General features: G+C 71.8%; 18 protein-coding genes and 3 tRNA genes. 9 read left to right on the top strand and 12 right to left on the bottom strand.

Features of this window, described 5'->3' with window-relative positions; all coding sequences use genetic code 11:
- Positions 1-3 precede the first annotated feature (3 nt).
- The 4 genes from CEY15_RS02490 to CEY15_RS02475 form a co-directional block, all read right to left on the bottom strand.
- Positions 4-94 (bottom strand) — tRNA-Ser (locus CEY15_RS02490).
- A 59-nt stretch (positions 95-153) separates the two neighbouring features.
- Positions 154-360, bottom strand: a complete 207-nt coding sequence (locus CEY15_RS02485) for a CsbD family protein (RefSeq protein WP_017838254.1) — start codon at positions 358-360, stop codon at positions 154-156.
- Between the two features lie 123 nt (positions 361-483).
- Positions 484-954: a nucleoside deaminase gene (locus CEY15_RS02480; RefSeq protein WP_095717197.1), complete on the bottom strand. Its 471-nt coding sequence runs from the start codon at positions 952-954 to the stop codon at positions 484-486.
- 42 nt (positions 955-996) lie between these two features.
- Positions 997-1521 (bottom strand): tRNA adenosine deaminase-associated protein, encoded by a 525-nt coding sequence (locus tag CEY15_RS02475; RefSeq protein WP_095717134.1) that lies wholly within the window; start codon positions 1519-1521, stop codon positions 997-999.
- Positions 1522-1566: 45 nt separating this feature from the next.
- On the opposite strand from CEY15_RS02475, the gene CEY15_RS02470 reads away from it, so the two are divergent.
- On the top strand, positions 1567-2505 hold the full coding sequence (locus CEY15_RS02470; protein WP_095717133.1) for a prephenate dehydrogenase: 939 nt from the start codon (positions 1567-1569) through the stop codon (positions 2503-2505).
- Here CEY15_RS02470 and CEY15_RS02465 read toward each other — a convergent pair.
- The 3 genes from CEY15_RS02465 to CEY15_RS02455 all read right to left on the bottom strand — a co-directional run bounded on the left by CEY15_RS02465 (position 2489) and on the right by CEY15_RS02455 (position 6148).
- Positions 2489-3100 carry a putative glycolipid-binding domain-containing protein gene (locus CEY15_RS02465; RefSeq protein ID WP_245847146.1) on the bottom strand — a complete coding sequence of 204 codons (612 nt, stop codon included), beginning with the start codon at positions 3098-3100 and terminating at the stop codon, positions 2489-2491. The genes CEY15_RS02470 and CEY15_RS02465 overlap by 17 nt on opposite strands.
- A gap of 64 nt (positions 3101-3164) precedes the next feature.
- The gene (locus CEY15_RS02460; RefSeq protein ID WP_245847143.1) at positions 3165-4469 is read right to left on the bottom strand and encodes a cytochrome P450; all 1305 of its coding nucleotides are present in this window, start codon (positions 4467-4469) and stop codon (positions 3165-3167) included.
- Positions 4470-4600: 131 nt separating this feature from the next.
- Entirely contained in the window at positions 4601-6148 is a 1548-nt protein-coding gene (locus tag CEY15_RS02455) for an alkaline phosphatase PhoX (RefSeq protein ID WP_095717131.1), read from the bottom strand.
- A gap of 232 nt (positions 6149-6380) precedes the next feature.
- Between CEY15_RS02455 and CEY15_RS02450 the strand changes: the two genes are divergently transcribed.
- Together CEY15_RS02450 and CEY15_RS02445 are read left to right on the top strand one after the other, a co-directional pair.
- Positions 6381-7010 (top strand): hypothetical protein, encoded by a 630-nt coding sequence (locus CEY15_RS02450; RefSeq protein ID WP_095717195.1) that lies wholly within the window; start codon positions 6381-6383, stop codon positions 7008-7010.
- Between the two features lie 45 nt (positions 7011-7055).
- A complete protein-coding gene (locus CEY15_RS02445; protein ID WP_095717130.1) occupies positions 7056-7646 on the top strand; it encodes a PGPGW domain-containing protein in 591 nt (196 codons plus the stop codon).
- A 7-nt stretch (positions 7647-7653) separates the two neighbouring features.
- Here CEY15_RS02445 and CEY15_RS02440 read toward each other — a convergent pair whose 3' ends face one another.
- Positions 7654-10098 (bottom strand): glycoside hydrolase family 65 protein, encoded by a 2445-nt coding sequence (locus CEY15_RS02440; RefSeq protein WP_095717129.1) that lies wholly within the window; start codon positions 10096-10098, stop codon positions 7654-7656.
- Between the two features lie 182 nt (positions 10099-10280).
- Here CEY15_RS02440 and CEY15_RS02435 point away from each other — a divergent pair, with 182 nt between their 5' ends.
- Entirely contained in the window at positions 10281-10736 is a 456-nt protein-coding gene (locus tag CEY15_RS02435) for a hypothetical protein (RefSeq protein WP_042330231.1), read from the top strand.
- Here the strand turns inward: CEY15_RS02435 and CEY15_RS02430 are convergent.
- Both CEY15_RS02430 and CEY15_RS02425 read right to left on the bottom strand, forming a co-directional pair.
- Positions 10691-12898, bottom strand: coding sequence for a DUF2339 domain-containing protein (locus CEY15_RS02430; protein ID WP_095717127.1), 2208 nt, complete (start codon positions 12896-12898; stop codon positions 10691-10693). The genes CEY15_RS02435 and CEY15_RS02430 overlap by 46 nt on opposite strands.
- 53 nt (positions 12899-12951) lie before the next feature.
- Complete coding sequence (locus tag CEY15_RS02425) at positions 12952-13872, bottom strand: DMT family transporter (protein ID WP_017838267.1); 921 nt, start codon at positions 13870-13872, stop codon at positions 12952-12954.
- 199 nt (positions 13873-14071) lie between these two features.
- On the opposite strand from CEY15_RS02425, the gene CEY15_RS02420 reads away from it, so the two are divergent.
- Together CEY15_RS02420 and CEY15_RS02415 are read left to right on the top strand one after the other, a co-directional pair.
- Complete coding sequence (locus tag CEY15_RS02420; protein WP_095717126.1) at positions 14072-14416, top strand: PadR family transcriptional regulator; 345 nt, start codon at positions 14072-14074, stop codon at positions 14414-14416.
- Entirely contained in the window at positions 14416-15405 is a 990-nt protein-coding gene (locus CEY15_RS02415; protein WP_095717125.1) for an HAAS signaling domain-containing protein, read from the top strand. The genes CEY15_RS02420 and CEY15_RS02415 overlap by 1 nt, the downstream gene beginning before the upstream one ends.
- Before the next feature lie 71 nt (positions 15406-15476).
- Here CEY15_RS02415 and CEY15_RS02410 read toward each other — a convergent pair.
- A tRNA-Arg gene (locus CEY15_RS02410) sits at positions 15477-15549 on the bottom strand.
- 48 nt (positions 15550-15597) lie between these two features.
- Positions 15598-15689 (bottom strand) — tRNA-Ser (locus tag CEY15_RS02405).
- 105 nt (positions 15690-15794) lie between these two features.
- Here CEY15_RS02405 and CEY15_RS02400 point away from each other — a divergent pair.
- From CEY15_RS02400 to CEY15_RS02390, 3 genes are all read left to right on the top strand, one after another.
- A complete protein-coding gene (locus CEY15_RS02400; protein ID WP_095717124.1) occupies positions 15795-16853 on the top strand; it encodes a pyridoxal phosphate-dependent aminotransferase in 1059 nt (352 codons plus the stop codon).
- A 129-nt stretch (positions 16854-16982) separates the two neighbouring features.
- Positions 16983-18779 (top strand): bifunctional metallophosphatase/5'-nucleotidase, encoded by a 1797-nt coding sequence (locus CEY15_RS02395; RefSeq protein WP_095717123.1) that lies wholly within the window; start codon positions 16983-16985, stop codon positions 18777-18779.
- Positions 18780-19030: 251 nt separating this feature from the next.
- The gene (locus CEY15_RS02390; RefSeq protein ID WP_095717194.1) at positions 19031-19996 is read left to right on the top strand and encodes an alpha/beta hydrolase family protein; all 966 of its coding nucleotides are present in this window, start codon (positions 19031-19033) and stop codon (positions 19994-19996) included.
- Positions 19997-20052 lie beyond the last annotated feature (56 nt).

Genomic DNA, 20052 nt, shown 5'->3' with positions numbered 1-20052 from the left:
CCGTGGCGGTGGCGGTGGGATTTGAACCCACGGTTGGGGGTTACCCAACACAGCATTTCGAGTGCTGCACCTTCGGCCGCTCGGACACGCCACCGCCGATCAGGCTACTTCACGAGCGGCCGCAGGCGGAAATCGCCTGCTCGCCGGGGCGAATCAGGCCTTGTCGTTGCCGGTGAGCTTGCTCGCGGCCTCGTTGGCCTTGTCCTTGAGCTTCTCGGCACCCTGCTTGATGCCGGCCTTGCCCTGATCCGCCTGGCCCTCGGCCTGGAGGTCACGGTCGCCGGTCGCGGCGCCGGCCGACTCCTTGGCGCGGCCGCCGAGCTCCTCGGCCTTGTTCGAGAACTTGTCTCCCACACCCATGTGGTGCTCCTCTCGATCGCGGCGCCGGTGCCCGGCGCCTCTCCCGATCCACCGTACGGAGATGTTCGCCGGGCCTCCACCGGACCATGGTCACGATCCCGTCACCGCCGTACGGGGGCGCCGCTACCGCCGAGCGCGGAAGAACTGTTCCAGCAGCGCGGCGCACTCGGTCTCGAGCACCCCGCCCCGGACCTCGGGGCGGTGGACGAGCCGGCGGTCGCGGACCACGTCCCAGAGCGATCCGCAGGCCCCCGTGCGGGGCTCCCACGCGCCGAAGACGACGCGGCCCACCCGCGCCGCGACCGCGGCTCCCGCGCACATCGTGCACGGCTCGAGGGTCACGACGAGGGTGCAGTCCTCCAGGCGCCACCCGTCACCCAGCACCCGGGCCGCCTCGCGCAGGGCCAGGATCTCGGCGTGGGCGAAGGGGTCACCGTCGGCCTCGCGCCGGTTGGTGGCCACGGCCAGCTCCCGGCCGTCCGGACCCACCAGGAGCGCGCCGACCGGCACATCACCCTCGGGGGTGTCTCCGGCGACCGCCAGGGCCCGCCGTACCAACCGCTCGTCCTCGGACCGGGGCGACGTCGGTGACATGGGCGCGGTCACAGGGGTGACCGCCTCACGAGCATGACCGCCTCACGAGTCGGGCAGGTGCCGCTCGAGCTCCTCGCCGAAACCCATCCTCTCGGCCAGCGACTGCAGCTGCTCGTCGGCATAGAGGTCGGTCTCGGACACGATGATCTCCAACACCCCCGGCGGCAACCCCACGTCCTCGAGGATCGCCATGTCGCCCTCGCCCCAGGGGTCGGCGTCCTCGAGATCCTCGTCCGGAAGCTCCACGTTGAGCTCGTCGAGCACGTCGGCCGCGAGGTCGTAGTCGAGGGACGCGGTCGCATCGGAGAGCATGAGCCGCATCCCGGACGGGCCGGGACGAAGGATCACGAAGAACTCGTGATCGACGTCGACGAGGCCGAACGACGCCCCCTCGGTGCGCAGCGAGCGGACCTGCCGCGCGGCGTCGTCGAGACTGGTGAGCGCGGTGTCATCGAGTCTGGTGATCTGCCATGAACCGCCCGCCTGCAACACCCCGAGAGCGGAACCGGTGACGGCGTCGTCGTCGCTGTCGCTGTCGCGGGTGTTTCGGTCGGAGGTGCTGGCCATGGGCCCAACCGTAGTCTGCTGTGAGAACCTTGTCAGGTGGCGGCGGTGACGGACGTGTGCGTGCTCGGAGCGGGCCTGATCGGCGGTTCGTTGCTGCGGGTCCTGGGCCCGGATCGGGCGTTCGGGTGGAATCGCTCGACCCCCGGCGCGGAGGCGGCGACGGCGGCCGGCTTCCACGTCTCGACGGATCTGGCCGTCACGCTCCGCCGGGCCGCGCGGACGGACGCCCTCGTCGTCGTCGGCGTCCCCCTGCCCGCCCTCGGCGCGGTCCTCGACGCGGTGGCCGAGCACGCACCCGGGGCCGCTCTGACCGACGTGGTGAGCGTCAAGGGGCCGGTCCTGGCCGCGGTGCGCGAACGGGGGCTGGGCGCGAGGTTCGTGGGCGGCCACCCGATGGCGGGGACGGCGGACTCCGGCTGGGCGGCCACCGACCCGGACCTCTTCCGTGGGGCGACCTGGCTGGTGGCCGCGGACGACGACGCCGATCCCGACACCTGGTCCCGCGTGGCCCGGATGGCGGTGGACTGTGGCGCCCGGGTGGTCTCGTCCACCTCCGCCGACCACGACGCGGCCGTGGCGAGGATCTCCCACCTGGGTCACGTGGTGGCCGAGGCGCTGGCCTCGGCCGGGGCCCGGGGGGGAGACCTCGCCCTTGCCCTGGCCGCGGGGTCGTTCCGCGACGGCACCCGCGTGGCGGGCACCGCGCCCGACCTCGTGCGGGCGATCTGCGAACCCAACCGGGACGCGCTGGTGACCGTCCTCGACGAGTGCCTGGCGGATCTGACGGCCGCCCGCGACTCACTGGCCGGCGAGGGGTCGCTCGGGGCGCTCGTCGACGAGGGGCACCGCGCGCGTCGTGCCTACGAGCGGGCGCAGGCGGTGCGCGCGGACGCGGCCGTGTCGGTGACCCCGGGGGCGCCGGGCTGGCTCGCGGACCTCCGCGCCGCCGGGGCCGCCGGGCGGGAGGTCAGACCCGCCGACTGAGCCCGGTGACGTCGAGGATGAACCCGTCGGGGTCGACGGTCGCGCTCGTGGCGGCGGTGGCGGTGATCCCGTGGACCTTCTCGTCGTCACTGGAGAAGGTGACGGAGTCCTCGGTGACGTCGAGCGTCAGGGAGTCCACCGAGAGCACCCGCTGCTCGATCGAACCGGGCTGCGAGTGCAGTCCGAGCCGTCGGCTGATCACGCTGGCGAAGAACACGCTGAACGTCACGTCCACGTCGACCACCCCGTCGCCGCCCACGCGGGAGCGGGTGTCGGAGGGGTCGTCCAGGAGCCAGGAGCCCTCGGCATCGCGGACCAGGTCGATGGTGCGCTCGTACTCCTCGGTGGACACGGTCAGCTGCACCCGGTGAGGGGCCAGGTCCGATCCGATCTCGACCTGGTACTCCAGCGTGAACGCCTGGTGATCGGGATGCGCGGCGGAGACGATCCGGCCCCGGGCGCGGGAGGACTCGCCCTTCCGGACGAGTCTCACCTGCTCGATCACCCTGCCGGTCTCGGAGATCCACGTGTACATGCGGGGAGCCGAGGCGCGAGGCGCTTCGACCTGCGGCGAGGGCGACTGGGAAGCGTTCACCCCTCCTACGGTATGAAAATCTCCACCGAAACGCACATCACCGGCCCGTCGCGGCGACCCGGCGTCACCTCGGTCGCAGCTCCACCCGTGCGCGTCGCCAGGGATACAGCGTCACGTTCCGCGCCCTGGGCCACTCGTGCCCACTGCCCACGCGGTCGAGCCGGTAGCGCTCCAACACCTGCCGGAGGATCACCTCGCCCTCCATCATCGCGAAGGACGCACCGATGCACCGGCGGGCACCGCCGCCGAAGGGCAGCCAGGTTGTGGGGGTCGGGACGTCGCCGAGGAATCGGCCGGGGTCGAACTCCTTGGGCGCGGGGTAGGCGGCCGGCGCGCGGTGGGCCAGGATGATCGACGGCGAGATGGTCATCCCCCGCGGGTAGGTGCGGCCGCCGACGGTGGCGGGCTCCTGCAGCTCCCGCATCACCATCGGGACCACGGGGTGCAGTCGCAGGGACTCCTTGAGCACGGCGTCGAGGTACTCCGTACCGCCGGCGGCGATCTCGGACACACAGCGGTCCTGGATCCCGGGGTGCCGGGCCAGCTCGAGCACCGACCACGCCATGGCGGTGGCGGTGGTCTCGTGTCCGGCGGCCACCAGGGTCATCAGCTGGTCGCGCAGTTCCTGATCGGACAACCCCTGGGCGTCCTGGGCGGACGCCCGCACCAGCAGCGCCAGCAGATCCCGCCGCCCGGACAGCGCCGGGTCCCGGCGGGTCGCCTCGATCTCCTCACCGAGGAAGGCGTGGATCGTCGCGAGGTCCCGGACCTGTCGGCTCCACGGCCGGAACCGGCGCAGCGGCATGATGCCCATTCCGATCATCACCACCGGCCCGGCGTCCACCGCCCGCGCCACGATCGGCCTGATCCGGTCGAGACGGGCCGAGTCCGTCACCCCGAAGACCACGCGCAGGATCACCTCGAGCGTGAGCTCGTTGAACAGGATGTGCGCACGGACCCGGCCCGATCGCGGCCAGCGATCCAACTGCTCGGTCGTGACCTCCTCGACCAGCGAGCGGTACCCCTCGATCTCGCGGCGCCCGAACGCCGGCGCGAGGAGCCGGCGGGCGCGCGCGTGCTCGTCGCCGTCCTGGAGGAGGAGAGAGTGCTCCCCCAACAGCGGACGCAGCAGTTCGTTGCCCTTGCCCGCGTGGAAGACCGACGGCGAGCCGGCGAAGACGTCCTTGACGTCGGCGGGATCGGCGACGGCGACCACCGTCCGTCCCCTGGGCATCAGGTCGAGCTTGAACGGCACCCCGTACCGTCTGGCGGCCGCCGGGAAGACGGCTGCGGGGGCCGACAGTGTGAGCAGGGCCTGCACCAGGCCGGGTAGCCGTGGGCCGGAGGGAACGCCGTCGTCTGTGGTCACACTGTCCATGGTGACACCGTAGGAGTCGACAGGTGTCGCCGCAGCCGGACCGTCGAACACGCCGCCCCGCGCCGCCACCTCCCCGGCTGCGGGGGTGGCGGCGCGGACGCGTCCTGCCGGGGCGAGGGGGCTCAGGCTCCCAGACCCGCACTGCCGAGCGAACCGGTGCCGGCCCCGGCACTCCCGGCCAGACGCGCCCAGGGGCCGGTCACCGCGAAGGTGTAGCCGTCACCCTGGATCGACACGAACATCACCGAACCGTCCTCGTTGAACACCGGGCCGGCGAACTCCGAGTTGCTCACGCGGTTGCGGGCGATGGGGTACGCCCGGCCACGCTCGTCGACGCCCACGACGTGCTGGATCCCGGAACCGTCCTCGGAGATCACGACGCCGCCGTGGGGTGAGACCGTGATGTTGTCCGGGCCGTCGAAGCTCCCGCCGTCCGCGAGCTCGACGGACGGGTCCGGGTTCCTGCCGAAGATCGAGTACAGCGTGATGGACGCGCCGTCCGGCGCGATGCGCCAGACCTGTCCGTCGTGCTCGGCCGCCGAACCGTCCCCCATCCGGGCGAACGAGGCCACCACGTACGCGCCCTCCTTCCACCACGCGCCCTCGAGCTTGCGGGAGCGGGTTCCGCGATCGGCGTAGGACTGCTTGCGGATCGAGGTGGTCTCGGCGAGCCGGTCGCGGCCCGGGACGTCGACCCACTCGACCTGGTAGGTCGTGCCGACCGTGGTGGCCACCGACAGGTCCGGTACGTGCGTGCCGCCGGAGACGCACCGCATCATCTCGAACGTCCCGGCGGTGTCACCGCCCTCGGAGCGCGCGAGCTCCGCGAGCGAACCGGTGCCGGGACGGAACCCGGCCGGCGGGGTCCAGCGGTACACGTGGCCGTTGGGACTGCCCGCGTCCTCGGTGAGGTAGATGACGCCGGTGGTGGGGTGCACCGCGACGGCCTCGTGGGCGAAGCGACCGAGGAACTTGAGCGGCACCGTGGCCTGGGCCCGGTTGAGCGCCGGGTCCGGCGAGACCTCGAAGACCCAGCCGTGGTCCACCGACGCGGTCTTTCCCGCGAGCGATCTGCCGCCGGCCCGGAGTTCGGTCTCCTCGCACGTGAGCCACGTGCCCCACGGGGTGACGCCGCCCGCGCAGTTGTTCACCGTGCCGGCCACGCCGACGTACTGCGACCTGCGGGCGCCCCGGGAGTCGACGGCGATCACCGTGCAGCCTCCACCCGCCTGATCGTCGAAGGTGATGCCCTCGGTCACCGGCACGACGTGCGGCTCGCTGCCGCCGATCTCGTGGTTGAGGATGAGGAAGCCGCCCCCCGCGCCCACCAGGTCACCGAGCGAACCGAGTGCTCCCGAGAGCGAGCCGAGGGGGCCGGAGGCCGGGAAGTACCCGGCGGCATCGGGATCGGACGGGGACGTCGCGCCGCCCTCCATGGCGTGCTCGCCCGCGTGGGTGACGACCGAGTACGTGAAGCCCTCCGGCAGATCGAGCAGGCCGTTCGGGTCCGGCACCAGGTCCCCGTACCCCTCGGTGCCGACGCCCGTCGCGTTCGCGGTGGCTCCGGCGCCGGTGAAGGTCCCGGTGAGGTTGCCGGCGACGTACACCCCCGCGCCGACGGCGGCCGCGCCGACGAGGAATCGCCGGCGATCGATGCTGGTTTCTGCCATTGTTCCGGTGTCCTCTCCCCGCGGCCGGCCCTTCCGGCGCGCGGGCTACGACGCTAGGATCCGGGGGAAACAGGAACGTACTGTTCAGGTGTCGCGCCCGTGAACACGCGGCGGAGACCCGGTGCGGGCGCCCCGCGGCCCTCGACAGCGGCCCGTCCGTCCACCCCGGACTCGCCGAGTGTTCACCGGCGGGCAATCGACCGAGCCCTCGCGGTGGCCTAGGGTGACCGGCATGGCCCTGCTCCCCGTGGACCTGGACTCGACGCCCGACGACATCGCCTCCCTCCTCGCCGTGGACGCCGCCGTGCGCGCCGCGGTGGGCCTGGAGCACTCCACGCCCACACCCTCGGCCCTGCACTGGGCCGGCGCGGAGGGGATGTGGCTGGCCCTCGTCCGGCCCGGAGAGGGGCGCGCGCTCCTGGCCGGCTGGCACCACGAGTTCTCCCTCACGGAGGGCAGCGGTCGCGCCGGAGAGGCCGGGACGGACCTCGTCGGCGACGCTCCGGGGTGGTGGCGACGCGGGGTCGAGCACGCCCGGTCCAAGGGCCTCTACCTGGGCTTCCTGTACGGCTGGGACGGGGCTACGTGGTGGAGGCTGGACCAGCCGACCGACGACGGTTTCGACCCGGAGATCTACCCGGTGACCGCCGCGGCCGTACGGGACATCGTCGACGAGTTGGCCGACGAGACCCTCCTCGACGCCCCCACGGCCGGCGCGGTCGACGCGCTCCTCTCGGCGGGTGCACGGTTGTCCGCCCGGGATCTGGCCGCCGTCCTGCACTCCCCCGACGGGTGGCCCGAGGTCGACCTCGAGGCGGGCGTCCGAGCGGCGCGGGCGTTCGGGTCCCCCGTCCCGGCCTGACCTCGCCGCGGTACCGCCCCGGCCGATCTCTGCCACCATGGTCTGGTGAGAAGACTCGGTTACGTCGCGGCCAAGCGCCTCGCACTCGAGACAATCGGGTGGACCCTCGTCGTGCTGGGCATCGCCGCCCTGTTCCTCCCCGGCCCCGGGCTGCTCACCCTCTTCGCGGGCATGGTGGTGCTCTCCCAGCAGTACGAGTGGTTCGAGAAGCGGGTCGACCCCGTCAAACGGATGGCCCTCGAGGGCGCGTCCCGCGGGGTGCAGACCTGGCCGAGGATCACCGCGTCGGTGCTCGGCGTGGCGTGGCTGGTCGGGCTCGGGATCTACTGGGGCGAGCACCCACCGGCGCCACGGTGGTGGCCCTTCGACCCCGCCTGGTGGTTCATCGGCGGATGGGGCACCGGCGGGAGCCTGATCGCCTCCGGACTGATCGGCCTGGTCCTCATCGTCTACTCGATCCGTCGCTTCCGGGGGAACCCGTACGACCACGAGGTGGAGACCGAGCGGGAGAGGGAACGCCACGCCGCCCGCCACCGGGAGCGAGAGGAACGGCGCCGGGCGAGGCACGATGCCACGTCGGGCCGGCGGCCGTACCCGGCCGCGTCCCCCACCGGGCCGGGCGTCGTGTCGGACTGACCGGGCGTCACGTCAGACTGAACGTCTCCTCGCCACCCACCGCGACCATCCGTTCCTCCCGACCCACCCGGACCTTGACGGGGGTCGCGTCGATCACCCCGTCGCGGTGCCGGACCGTGACGCGGTCCCTCATCACCGTCACCGTCAACGGGGAACGCAGGTAGGTCATGTCGAAGGACACCCCGTCGATTCCGCTGGGCAGGTTGGGGTCGAGGCGCAGCATCCCGCCGCTGACCCGCATGCCCGCGTAGAACCTCTGGACCAGATCGACCGTCCCGGACATCACCCCCATGTGGATCCCCTCGCGCGTGGTGCCACCCTGGATGTCGTTGACGTCGCTGGCCAACGCCACCTTGAACCGCTCCCACGAGGCGTCCGGATCGAAGCGGGCCAGCACACCGGCGTGGGTGATGTAGGACAGGGTCGAGCCGTGCGAGGTCCGGCGGTCGTAGTACTCGATGGTGCGCCTGGCGGCGTCGGCGGGGAAGTCGTAGCCGAGTCGCCTGACGATGCGCCTGAGTTCGGAGTCGCTGAAGAGGAAGAACAGCATCACGGCGTCGGCCTGCTTGGCGAGCTTGTACCGGTCGGGGGTGTCCCCCTCGGCCTTGAGGATCCGGTCCAACCGCTGGATGTCGCCGTACTGGGCGCGGTAGGAGTCCCAGTCCAGCTCCACGAGGTCCTCATACCCCTCGAACTGGCTGATCACCCCGTCGTGGAACGGGACGAACATCTTCCTGCTCATGTCCTTCCACCGCGTGACCTCCTCGTCGCGCAGTTCGAGCCGCGCGCGCACCTCGTCCGCCCGGGGTTCGGGCAGGAGGTCGAGCAGGCTCGCGGCGATGTCGCAGATCCAGGCCACGAAGACATTGGTGTAGGCGTTGTTCCGCAGCCCCGCCTCCGACGCCCCGGGGTACTTCTCGTGGTACTCGTCCGGCCCCATCACGCCGTGGATCTCGTAGCGGTCCCGCTCCGGCGAGTAGTGGGCGATCGACGACCAGAAGCGGGCGATGCCGAGCATCATCTCCGCCCCCCGGTACTCGAGGAACATGGTGTCCTCGGTGAGCGTGACGTACTGCCAGACGTTGTAGAAGATGGCCGCACTCACGTGTCGCTGGTTGTGGGACAGGTCCTCGTCCCAGCGCCCGGACATCGGGTTGAGGTGGACCTCCTGGGTCTCCTCGGTCCCCAACGACCCGCTCTGCCACGGGAACATGAAGCCCTCGTACCCGGCGGCGTCGGCCGCCGCCCGCGCTTCCGACAAGCGGCGGTAGCGGTACATCAACAGTCCCCGGGTGACATCGGGGGTCCGGAAGGTGAGGAAGGGGAAGACGAACAGCTCGTCCCAGAAGATGTGGCCGCGGTAGGCCTCCCCGTTGATCCCGCGGGCGGGCACCCCCGCATCCAGGTCCGCGGTGTGATGGGAGCAGATCTGCAGGATGTGGCTGATGTGGACCCGCAGGAGGTGCTGCACCTCGTCGTCGCCGAACACCCGCATGTCACACGCCTGCCACAACCGGCCCCATGCCTCGCAGTGGTGCGCGTAGGCGGCGTCGATGGGCCGGGCGCGGACCACCGACCGGTGCGCGCGCGTCATGGTGTCCCCGGTGGCGGGGTCGCGCGAGGTGAACAGCGACACCGATTTCTCGATCGTCACCGCGACGCCGCGCTCGAGGTCCAGGCTCAGCGTCTGCTGGATGTAGTCCGAGGTCCGGAAATCCGCCCGCGGTACGTCGATCTTCTCCCCGGCCGTGTGGACGAGGGTCCGGGCCGCCAGACTGACGACCACCTCGGACTGCCGGGTGTGTGCCTTGATGGCGATGACCTCGGGCTCCGGGAAGAGCGTGCTCCCCGGGCGCAGGTGGTCGCTCTCGAGCTGGCGGTAGCGGGGCACGCCGTCGTTGGTGACCCGACCGTCAAGCGCGGTGACCACCTCTGCCGAACCCGACCAGTTGAGCGGGGTGATGGTCCACTCGAGGTAGGCGTGGTGCATCGAGGCCATCGAGACGAACCGCCGACTGACCAACCCGGTCTCCCGGCCCTCCCTGTCCCGGAACCGCAGCCGCCTGGTGAGTGTGGCCGACCGGAGGTCGAGTTCGTGGCTGTAGTCGAGAATCTCCACTTCTGCGAGCCGGAGCACCTCCGCGCCGCCGATCCGGAGTTTGAGCGGCAGCCAGTTGGGCAGGTTGACCAGGTCCTCGTTGTGCACCGGGACGCCGCCGAGCATGGTGGTCGCGCGGTTGTACAGGCCGTGGACGTACGTCCCGGGGTAGTGGACCCCGTCGGCGTCCTCCCATTCGGCCGCGCCCCGCGTGCAGAGGTAGCCGTTGCCCGTCGACGTGAGGGTCTCGCGCAGCCCCTCCTCGCCGGGATCGAACCCGGAGTAGGACAGCGAGAAGGCGTCGGACCGCCCAGCGGTGGTGTCGTCCGAGGGCCCGGTCTGCAGAGTGGTCACGCGGTCGACCCTATCGACTGACCTGCGGTTCCGACGGGATCCCACGTGCTTGTTTCCGGGATCGTCATCTGGCCGAGACTCGTCGGCCACCGACGTATTGTATGATCTACGTCACAGTCGGGACGGCCCGGGCCGCGCCTCGGGGCCCGCCGTCGACCGTCGCGCCGGAACAGGGGTTCACCATGACCGTTCAGTTCATCGAGATCACGGAGGACGTGGCCGACAGGCTCCACGTCCTCACCACACCGACGGCCTGCCAGGTCGGCGATGCGCGCATGATCATCGTCGATCTGCTCGGCTCCGGTCCGTCATGGCCACTGTCCGTCCTCGTCGACCACGTGTGCACCGCGTACGAGGCTCCCGACGGGGAACGTCTCATGGTCGACCTCCGGGAGGGCATGGCCGAGGACGAGCTCCGCGACGAGCCGGCACTCCGGCACGTGACGTGGGTGCGCGCCACGCGCCTCGCTCTCAAGGAACTCACCGACTCCGGAGAAGTGGTCTGGAGCCTGCCCTCGGACGATCCGGACGAGGTCGACCACCCCGAGGTCGAGGTCCTGATGTCCGGCGCGGAACCGCGCGCCTTCCGCGTCTACGTGGGGGATCCGCTCCCGGACGGCTCGGTGTCCCTGCGGTAGTAGGGCCCACCGCGGCCGTCCGTACCGTTCTCCCCCGTACCGCCGCCCTGGACGCCCCCGACGTCCGTGCCGCCGCCCCGAGTGCCGCCGCCCTGCGTGCCGCCGCCCCGAGTGCCGCCGCCCTGCGTGCCCCCGCCGTCCGTGCCGCCGCCCTGCGTGCCCCCGCCGTCCGTGCCGCCCCGGTAGCGGACGGCCACGGCCAACATCACCGCGCCCACGGCGATGAAGGACAGCACCCGGAACAGGCCGGGCAGCGTGGCAAGGTCGAGGAACAACAACTTGGCGAGCGCGAGCGACCCCAGGACGAAACCCATCCTGCGGGCGTCCGAGAGCCGGGGACTCGGCGTGAGGATCAACCAGGCCGCGCAGCTGATCCACAGCACGGTGACCACCAGGTGGGCCACGAGGAAGCCGTTGCGCGCCGCGCCCGCCAGGTCACCGATCACCACTCCGGCCGCCACCACCATCACCGAGAAGGCCAACAGCGCCGCGACGGCACCCGCCATCACCACCCTGGAGGCCTGCCGGGGCACCCGCCGGGACGCCCACCACGTCGCGGCCACGGCGAGCGCGGTGACCGCGAGCGCCGCCACCACGTCCCAGTAGGTCAGCTCGCGGACCGCCAGACTCTCGTCGAGCGCGAGGAACGGCTCGTTGACGACCAGGTACACGGCCAGCGCGATGGCGGCGCCGACGCCGGCCACCCAGTCCGCCCAGCGGCGACCCCACAGGCCCGCCGCCACGACGTAGCCGGTGGCGCTGAGGGTGAGGGCGAGGCTCGTCATCTCCCGTCCGCCCAGTTCCACCCAGGCGCCGAACAGCAGCGCACTGCCCACGACCCCCGAGACGGCGGACAGCAGCACCGGTCCCGGTTCGTGGGCTCGACGTCCGGCCACCACCGCGACGGTGAGATAGGCCGCGGCGAGGATCACGCCGACCGGCCAGCCCGGCCGCAGGAGGAAGAGTCCGGAGAGGAGCAGCAGGGGGACGGCGGTGGGGACGACGACGAGGGCCGCGTTCTCCGGAGCCGGGCGGCGGCGCACGGAGTCGACCCAGGCGACCCCGACGCCCACGGCGGCGAAGACCAGGGCCGCCACGATCAGCGCGACCTGTTCGCCCCGGTCGTGGAGGTGCGTCTGCGTGAGGTAGCCCACGAGGACCGGTGCCGGGAAGACCGACCACACCACCCTGACCGCGATCCCGAGTTCGGCGCCGAGTACGGCGGTCGCGATGGCCAGGATCACCAGGAAGACAGGGAGCTCGACGCCAGTGGAGATGAACGGGGCCAGCACCATCGTGCCGGCCGAGACCAGGCAGGCGAGCAGCCCCGAGGACCATCGTTGTGCCAGCGCCATCCCCGCGAGCGCCAGCCCGCCGACGAACATGTACGCCGCCGGCACGGGGATCCACTGATAGAGAGTGGTGCAGGCGATCACGTCGAGCATGGCCGCTGCCAGACCGGTGCCGACCAGGGCCAACGCGCCGGGGTTGATCGGGCGCTCGGGCGTGGCCTCGTGGCGGGACTGCAACCACAACCCGAGCCCGACCAGGACCAGCGCCAGTACCGCTGCGGCGACCACCCGGGCGATCGGTGGGAAGAGTCCCGCCTGGATGGCGACCACCAGCAGGAACGCGATCCCGGCCAGCATCACGGAGCCGCCGATCGCGGCGATCACCGTGGCCGCCGTGAGCCGTGGCGCCCGGCGGGGTCGGGTCTCCGCGGAGCGCCGCGTCCACCCGGGCCCGGCGGGGCCGGGGGCGGCAGGGCCGGCGGGGCCGGGGCCGGACTGCGGGCGGGGCCCGTCCACCGGGCCGGCAGGGCGGTACCCGCCGAGCGCGGGGCCACCGGCCTGCGGGGCTCCTGCTCGCCACACCGAATCCCGCCCGGGGCCGGAGGGCTGCGCGTAGGCGGGGCGGGGGTCGGGGTGAGTCGCCCCCGGGGCGGGCTGGGCCGGATGCCCGGGCGGCACGGACTGGGTCGGCGGCACGGGCTGGGTCGGCTGCACGGGCGGCACGGGCTGGGTCGGCTGCACGGGCCGCGTCTGCCGACCGAGCGCCGCCAGCCCGCTCCGTACCTCCGCCACCTCGGCGGTGATCCGCCCGAGCCTCGCGTCGAGGTCGGCGAGCATGCGCTGGACGTGGTCGGGCTGTTCCGGGTTCACCCCTGAATAGTCTCCCGTCCGGGCCGCCCCGTCCACAGGCTCCCTGCCGAGCCCTACCGGCGGTCGCGCTGGGCTTGCGCCGCTGCCCGGGACCGCAGCACCAGGATCACGCCGACCGCGCTGACCGCCATACCGACCACCGCGAGAAGAGTGATCGGCACCCCGAACATCAGCCACACCCACACCATGGTGGTGGGCGGGGTGAGGTAGAGCAGGACGCTGGCCACCGTGGCGCCCCTGGTGCGGGTGACGAACACGTAGAGGACGTACCCGCAGAGCGTGGAGAGGAACACCAGCCAGGCCACCGCCACCCAGAACTCGGGCTCGGCCGGCACCGCGCCCTGCCCGGCCAGCAGCATCGCGGCGACCAGGGCCACCGCCGCGACGACCGACTGCATGGTGATGGACTGGAGGAGGGTCTCCGTGGGCCTGAGACGCTGGGTGAGGACCGTCCCCGTGGCCAGACTCAGCATCCCGGCCACCGGGAACAGGTAGGCCCACCACGGGGCGCTGCCGGCACCCAGGCCGCCCGAGACCACCACCACGACGCCCGCCATTCCGAGCAGCATGCCGATCCACATGACGGGTGTGGTCCGTTCCCCGAGGAACCTGCCCGCGACCGTCGCCACGAGTAGAGGCTGCAGCGCCGCGATCAGCGCCGCCGTCCCGCCGTCGACGCCGCGGGCGACACCCTCGAAGATCATGAACAGGAACACGGCCTGACTGAACAGACCCAGCACCGCCTGCCTCGCCCACGCCCTCCGGTCGGTCAACCGCACCCGGAGCACGAGGCAGACCGAGAGCAGCAGGAGCCCGAGGATCGAGAACCGCCAGCCGAGCAGCTGCAGCGAGGTCCCACCGGTCCGGGTCCCGAGCTCCGCGCCGACATAGCCCGAACTCCACATGATCACCAGGGCCACCGACGCCAGATGGCCGGCGTTGCGGCGGAGCGCATCTCGAGCGGGCTGGGACATCGGCACAGCCTACGAAGCGGCCGGTCTCGTCGTCGTCGTACCGTCGGCCCCACCCCCGACCCCCGCGCACGACATCCGGCGGCGGGGGCGACGGCGGGCGGGCATTCCCCCACGCCGACGATCACCGTTCCGGCCACGAGCCGGGTGCCTGTGCGGCGCACTCTTCCCATACTGTGTGCCACACAGTACCGTGTGAGGCATGAGCGACGGCGTGGACGCGGTGCTGGCGACCCACCTGCAGGAGCTCCGGCGCGGCTCGGTGGTGCTGGCGAGCCTGCTGGCCTGCATGCGACCGCGCTACGGATACGCCCTGCTCACCACGTTGGCCGAGGCCGGGATCTCGACCGAGGCCAACACCCTCTACCCATTGCTGCGCCGCCTGGAGGGGCAGGGGCTGCTCACCTCCACGTGGCGGACGGAGGAACCCCGACCCCGCAAGTACTACGAGACCACCGCGCTCGGTGCCCAGACCGCCGAGCTGCTCCACTCCGAATGGCAGGCGCTGGGCGCCTCCTACACCGATCTGCGGAAGGCGGAGACGTGATGTCCACACTGACCGATCGCTACATCGCCGAGGTGGTCCGGCGGCTGCCGGACAGCACGAGCGACGACATCTCCGCAGAGATCGCCGCGACCATCGACGACATGGTCGCGGCCGAGCTCGACCGGCACGGCGACGGCGCCGCGGCTCCCGACCCCGACTCGATCGAGCGCGCCGTGCTCGGTCGGCTCGGTGACCCCGCCGCGCTGGCGCGTCGCTACTCGGGCGCACGGCACTACCTCATCGGGCCCGAGGTCTACCCGGCGTGGCTGCGTGTCCTGCGCTGGCTCATGCCGATCGTCGGCGCCCTGGCAGCACTCACGAGCGCGATCGTCTACGTGGTGACGGCCCCGCAGGCCGAACTGGGCGGCCTCATCGGTGAGGTCGTCAGCGGGGTGGTGTCCGCCCTGCTGTGGGCGTTCGCGGCCTGGACCCTGCTCGTGGTGATCGTCGAGCGGACCACGCCCGAGGGGGGCCGCAACCCCTTCACCACGTCGACCGCGTGGGACCCGTCGGAACTCGACCATCCGCGGGTCCGGCCGGACACCCGCATCGACGCGATCGTCTCGTTGAACCTCCTCGCGCTGCTCGCCGCCGTGCCCTTCGTGCCGTCGACGTTCCTCTACATCGGACACCTCAACGGCGGCGAGACGGTGGTGAACCCGGACATCCCCACCGTCTGGCTCGCGGGCTACCTGGCCCTGATCGGGGCGCTGGCGCTGGTGCAGATCCGGCGCCTGGCCCGCCCGGGGAGGTCCCGGCGGCGACTGGCCCTCGAGGTGGTCACCGACGTCGTGTTCGGCGCCTTCCTCACGGTCCTGGTCCTGACCCAGGAGTCGGTGATCCACCCCGACCTCGTCTCGGCCGGCGGGGACGAGCTGCCGGCCGCGGCGATCCGATGGAGTGTCGTCGCGACCGTCTGGGTGATCGTGATCTGGGACCAGGTCGAGACCCTCCGGGCGCATCGGCGGGACACGGCCGCGGCCCGGTGAGGCATCGGTGGAGGGACGAACGACGAACGCCCCCGTCCGCGTGGACGAGGGCGCTGCCGGTACCGCTGCTGTGCGCCCGAAGGGACTCGAACCCCTAACCTCTTGATCCGTAGTCAAGTGCTCTATCCATTGAGCTACGGGCGCATTATTCATCTGTCGTGCCAGTTCAACCGGTCACCCGGTGCTCCGGCATGGCGGAGGCGAGAGGATTTGAACCTCCGGTCCCCTTTAAGGAGGACAACTCATTAGCAGTGAGTCCCATTCGGCCGCTCTGGCACGCCTCCTGGAGGCTCTGCTGAGCCAACGAGGGATAACAGTACACACCGGTCGGCGCGGTGCGCAAAACGGCCGGACACCCCGCCGTCATCCGGTGGTCCTACTCTGTACGCATGTCCCCCGACGTGCGCAGCGACCTCGACGCCATCCCCTCCTACGTCCCCGGCGCCACCGTCCCGGGAGCGGTCAAACTGGCTTCCAACGAGACCACCGCGGGACCGCTGCCGAGCGTGGCGGCCGCCATCGTGGACGCCGCGGCCGGGGTGAACCGCTACCCGGACATCACCGCCGGAGCGCTGGTGTCCCGGTTGTCGGAGTTCCTCGGGATCCCGTCGCGCAACATCACCGCGGGCTGCGGCTCGGTGGCGTTGTGCCAGCAGCTCGTCCAGGCGGTGTGCGCACCCGGGGACGAGGTCCTCCACGGCTGGAGATCGTTCGAGGCCTACCCCATCATCGCGCGGATCGCGCACGCCGTCCCGGTCCCGGTCCCGAACCGGGCCGACGGCACCCTGGACCTCGACGCGATCGCCGACGCCGTGACCGACCGGACCCGGCTGATCTTCGTCTGCACTCCCAACAACCCCACCGGGCCGGCGGTCTCCCACGCCGAGCTCACCGCGTTCCTCGACCGCGTTCCGGAGCGGGTCACGGTGGCGCTGGACGAGGCGTACTACGAGTACCTCAGATCCGACGACCCGGTCGACGGCGTGGCGGAGTCCATGGCCAGGCCCAACGTCGTGGCTCTGCGCACGTTCTCCAAGGCGTACGGCCTGGCGGGGCTGCGCGTGGGCTACCTGACCGGGCCGGCGGACCTGGTGGTGTCCGTGGGGAAGATGGTCGTCCCGTTCTCGGTGAGCTCGCTCGCCCAGGCCGCCGGGATCGCCTGCCTCGACGCGGGCGACGAGCTCCGCGCCCGCACGGATGCGGTGGTGGCCGAACGCACGAGGGTCCGGGACGCGCTGATCGATCTCGGCCATGCCGTGCCGGAGAGCCAGGCCAACTTCGTGTGGCTGCCGCTCGGTGACGCCGCGGCCGCATTCGACTCGCACTGCCGCGACCACCTCGTCGTCACCAGGTGCTTCGCCGGCCACGGGGTGCGGGTGACGATCGGCGACCCCGTGGAGAACGACCGCCTCCTGGCCGCCGCACGCGCTTTTGTGACCGGAACGTGACTGTTCCGGCGGGCTCCCGTGACCTCACACCGGCACAGTGGGCAAGGTTCGCGTGCGCAGAGCGGTGCTCCCGCTGGTGATCACGCGTGTCAGCGACGGATCGACACCGAAGGACATCGAAGGAGCCGGATGAGACAGCAGAGTTCATGGGACGACATGAACTCCTCGCTGGTCGGCACCCGAGTATGGTCCGGCTCACCATCCCCGGCAGACCACCACGGACCGGGCTCCCCCTCGCTCCGCCGGACCGCGATCGTCACGCTGGTGATCGTGGCCATCGGCGCCCTGGTCCTCACCCTCGCCGGCACCCCGCTCGCCGGTGCCCGCACCGGCGAGTCCGGCCGACCCTGGACGCCCTCGGAGGAGACGCAGTCGGTGCGCATCCTCGGCATCGGCGAGTTCTCCGGTGCGCTGACCCGGCCGGTGGGGTTCCAGGGCCAGCTCCGGGACGGCTCGGGAAACGTACGGCCGGCGGGCGGTGGGGCCCACCTGGCCGCCACGGTGGGCAAGCTGCGCGACCAGGCCGGTGACGCGATGTTGCTGGCCACCGGTGACTCGATCGGTGGGACCGCTCCGGAGGCGGCGCTGCTGGGCGACCGGCCGACGATCGAGTTCTTCAACCGTCTCGGCGTGGACGGCGCCGGAGTCGGGAGGCGCGAGCTCGAGAAGGGGGCCGACCACGTCCGCTCCCTGGTCCGTCCGGGGTGCCGCACCGAGCAGGACTGCCGGGTGGACCCGCCCCTGCCACCGTTCCGCGGCGCGGCCTTCCCGTTCCTGGCCTCCAACGTCTTCCCCTCCCCCGACGCGGCTCCCACCTTCCCGTTCGCGATCCACCGCATCGGCGACGTCCGCGTGGGGGTCGTGGCCGTCACCCTCCCCTCCGACAGCGCCCCGGAGACGACGACCCGGCTCGCCGACCCGGTCAAGGCGGTCAACGAGACCGTGGAGGCGCTGCAGTTCCTCGGCGTGGAGGCGATCGTGGGCCTGGTGCAGTCCACCACCGTGCACGGCAACCTCGACCCCGGCGCCTGCCCCGACGAACTCACCGAGTTGGACCTGGTCAAGCGCCTGGACCCCGCCGTCGACGCGCTGATCGTCGGCGCCTCGGGCGGTCCCGCGACCTGCCGGGTGCGGGACGCGGAGAACGACGAGCGGGTGGTGGTGGCGCCCGCGTCCCACGGTCGGTCGGTCACCGTCGTCGACCTCGCCGTCGACCCCGCCACCGGCGACGTGATCCGCCCGCAGACCTCGGCGTTCAACCAGACGGTGAACCTCGACATCGAACCCGACCCCGGCACCGAGGAGCTCGTGCGCCAGGCCGGTGCCGCCGCCGCACCGGCGGCCCGCACCCCCCTGGGCTCCGCCACCGAGACGATCCCCCGGCGGATGGACGCCAACGGGGAGTCCCCCCTGGCGGACGTCATCGCCGACTGCCAGCTCCACGCCACGCGGGGCCGTGGCGCACAGCTCGCGCTGTCCAACCCGGACTCGCTGCGCACGGACCTGCCGCAGGGCCCCCTGGACTACGCGACCCTGCACACCGTGCAGCCCTACGGCGACCGCCTCTACCTGGTGACCGTGACCGGCGAGGAGCTCCAGGCGGCGTTCGACCACTTCGCCGACGACATCGGCGACAACGGCCCGGCGGTCTCGTCCAACGTGAGCTACACCGTGGATGCCCGTCGACCGGTCGGTGCCAGGGTCACCGAACTCCGCGTCGACGACGAACCGGTCGATCCGGCCCGCGAGTACACCGTCGTGGTCAACGAGTTCCTCGCCTCACCGGAGTTCAACGGCTCGCCCCTCGCCGAGCGCGGGGATCGCCGTGAGGCCGGCCTCACGGACATCGACGCCCTGCTCCGGTACGTGGAGGACGAGGGCCCGCTGAGCGCACCTGAACCCGGACGGGTCCGGGTCGTCCGGTAGCCGGCCCGCGGGCCCCTCCGCGCGCCCCGGACCCCGCCCGTTCCGAGCACCCCGGACCCGGGTCGCCCACCTCCTCGCGGCGTGGACCACCTCCCACACCGGGGGCCTCCTTAGTAATATCGCGTCGTGCATTCTAAGATGGATTTCATTACCCGATCCGGGCCCCCCACCGGACCGACGCGATTGGCCGACGCATCCAGCACGAGCCGGTCCACCTTCGACCTGAACTTTTCCTGAGAAAATTGGTGCTCATGCCACAGCGGCATCGTTGTTCCCGGACGAGGAGATCCGCGCGGATCGGCCTGGGTCTGACCACCGTCCTGGCGGTGGGATCCGCCTGTGTGTCCACCGGCGCGGCGCCGGTCGTGGTGACCGATCTGGGCGCCCCCGCCAGGCTCGACGAGGTGACCGTCCAGCGCTTCGAGTACCCCACGCACGGCTCCCCGGATCCGGACCAGAACTGGGCTGATCTCTACCTGCCCGCCGGCGAGCAGCGGGTCGACTCGATCCCCCTGGCGGTCCTCATCCACGGCGGGGCGTGGCAGGACCAGATCGGGGCCGACTCGTTCGACCCTCTCGCCCGCAAGCTCGCCAGCCGCGGCATGGCCGTCTACAACATCGAGTACCGACGGGTGGGGTCGGGCGGTGGATGGCCGACCACCTTCCACGACGTCGCGAGCGCACTGGACCACGTGGTCGAGGTGGACAAGAGGTTCCCGCAGATCACCACCGACGACGAGCTGGTGGTGGGACACAGCGCGGGAGCCCAACTCGCCGTGTGGGGCGGCACCCGGCACCTGCTGGACGACGACGAGGTCGGCGCGAAGCCGGCGTTCCGCCCGACGCGGGTGGTCTCGATCGCCGGCCCCCTGGACATGGTCTACGCGGCCACCCACGGCGACGAGAGGATCGTCACGGCGATGGGTGGCACCCCGTCGGAGGTCTCGGGGAGGTACGCGAAGGTCGACCCCATCCAGAACATCGACCCCGGCACACCGGTGGTCGCGATGCACGGGGCCCGCGATGTGACCGTGGCGCCCGAGAACTCCCAGCGCTACGTGGACGCGGTCACCCGGGCCGGCGGGAAGGCCAAGATGATCATGTTCAACGACGAGGACCACGTCTCGCTCGTGTCCGGGGACTCCCGCGCCTATCCCCGCGTGCTCGAGATCATCCGCCACGTGTCGGCGGCGGATCTGCACGAGACGACCGCCTGACCGCGCCCCCGCGGGCGGCGGACCAGGCCGTCACGCGGTCAGGCCGTCACGCGGTC

This window comes from Dietzia natronolimnaea (genome assembly GCF_002289575.1).
Taxonomy (GTDB): domain Bacteria; phylum Actinomycetota; class Actinomycetes; order Mycobacteriales; family Mycobacteriaceae; genus Dietzia; species Dietzia natronolimnaea_A.
The sequence above is the reverse complement of the archived record's forward strand: the minus strand, read 5'-3'. Positions and strand labels throughout refer to the sequence as shown.